The organism is Gilliamella intestini, from assembly GCF_900094935.1.
Taxonomy (GTDB): Bacteria; Pseudomonadota; Gammaproteobacteria; order Enterobacterales; family Orbaceae; genus Gilliamella; species Gilliamella intestini.
Map to the genome: position 1 here is coordinate 1 of NZ_FMBA01000094.1, position 1923 is coordinate 1923.

Here is a 1923-nt window from a genome sequence, read left to right on the forward strand (position 1 = left end):
GCAATTTGGACTGGGTGCTAAATTTTATCGAAGCGGTTTTAATGCGGTTAAAGCGTTGTCAGGCAATATGGATTTGTTGGTGGCTATTGGTACTAGTGCCGCTTATGGGCTGTCGGTGTATCAGCTTATCATGGGCAATGATGAGCACCTTTATTTTGAATCATCAGTTATTATTATTACCTTAATTTTGCTTGGTAAGTGGTTAGAATCAAGAGCTAAACATCAAACCACACAAGCAATTGAAGCCCTGTCTGCGCTACGCCCTGATGTTGCTTTAGTAAGGCGTGATAATCAAGAAATCAGTTTACCCATTAACCAAGTTAAAGTGGATGATATTGTTATTATTAAGCCTGGAGAGCGTATTCCAGTTGATGGCGTTGTGATTGAAGGTGCATCTAGTAGTGATGAATCAATGCTAACCGGTGAGAGTTTTCCTGTAAATAAAACCGTTAATGATGTTGTTACTGGCGGTACAATTAATGGCGAAGGGTTACTTATCGTTAAAACCACAGCGATTCAAGCGGATTCTACTTTATCCAAAATCATTGAAATGGTTGAATCTGCTCAGGCTAAAAAAGCGCCAATCCAACGAATTGTTGATCGCATCAGCGCTATTTTTGTGCCAGTGATTTTATTGATTGCACTTGTTACGTTATTAGCTTGGGGTGTGATATCGCATGATTGGCAACAAGCATTACTGCATGCGGTGGCTGTGTTAGTGATTGCTTGCCCTTGTGCTTTAGGTTTAGCAACACCAACAGCAATTATGGTTGGTACAGGAGTGGCTGCTCGTCATGGTATTTTAATTAAAGATGCCGAGGCATTAGAAACACTGCATAATATTAATATGGTTGCATTTGATAAAACAGGCACATTAACCATTGGTAAACCAGAATTAGTTGAAATGGATGTTATGGGTAGCGAGACGCCCGATCAAATTTTATCGCTCGCAGCGTCATTACAAGCAGGTAGTGAGCATCCACTTGCCAAAGCTATTTTAAGTAAAGCTAAAGAGTATCATTATGCTCAAAATATTACTTCGGTAGCAGGTTCAGGGGTGATGGCAACCGTTGATAACACCGAATATTATTTAGGTAGTTTGCGTTGGATGAAATCATTAAATGCTTATTTTGTTGGTATGGATGATAAAATTAATCAGTTATCGAGTAAAGGTTATACCATTTCATTTTTAGCGAAACAGCAATCAGAAGGTAATGTGGTGATATTAGCACTCTTGGGTTTTGCCGATGTAATAAAGGAGGAAGCCGAAAAAGCTATTCAAGCATTGCATCAGTTAAATGTAAAAACCGTTATGTTAACTGGGGATAACCAGAAAGCGGCTAATTATGTTGGTCAGCAGTTAAGCTTAGATAAGGTTATTGCTGAAGTATTACCGCAAGATAAAGCAAATTACATTGATCAATTACAAAAAGGAAGCGATATAAACGCTCATAATCGCGTCGCAATGGTGGGTGATGGTATTAATGATGCTCCAGCCTTGGCGGCTGCCGATATTGGTATTGCTATGGGCACAGGCACCGATGTGGCTATGCATGCAGCAAGTATTACTCTAATGCGTGGTAATCTGTTTTTGATTGCTGATGCGATCGATATTTCGCGCCGAACCTATAATAAAATTAAACAAAATTTATTTTGGGCATTTTTCTATAATTTAATTGGTATTCCGCTAGCGGCATTGGGATTTTTAAATCCAATGCTAGCAGGTGCTGCTATGGCGTTAAGTAGTGTTAGTGTTGTAACCAATGCACTTTTACTTAAACGTTGGAAGATTAGAACGTAACTTATAATAATTGAAAATACTTTAATCAAGTGTAGTAGCTCAAACTTAATCTGACAGACACATATTACTCATCGGCTTTCATTTTAACAAAATGCGTGTCCGATGAGCAAAATAAATTCTCC

1 protein-coding gene is annotated in these 1923 nt (G+C 38.6%); it reads left to right on the top strand.

What is annotated here, in order from left to right; translation table 11 throughout:
• On the top strand, positions 1–1801 hold a 1801-nt coding region (locus GA0061080_RS12130; RefSeq protein WP_141683173.1), incomplete at its 5' end, for a copper-translocating P-type ATPase.
• Between the last annotated feature and the right edge of the window lie 122 nt (positions 1802–1923).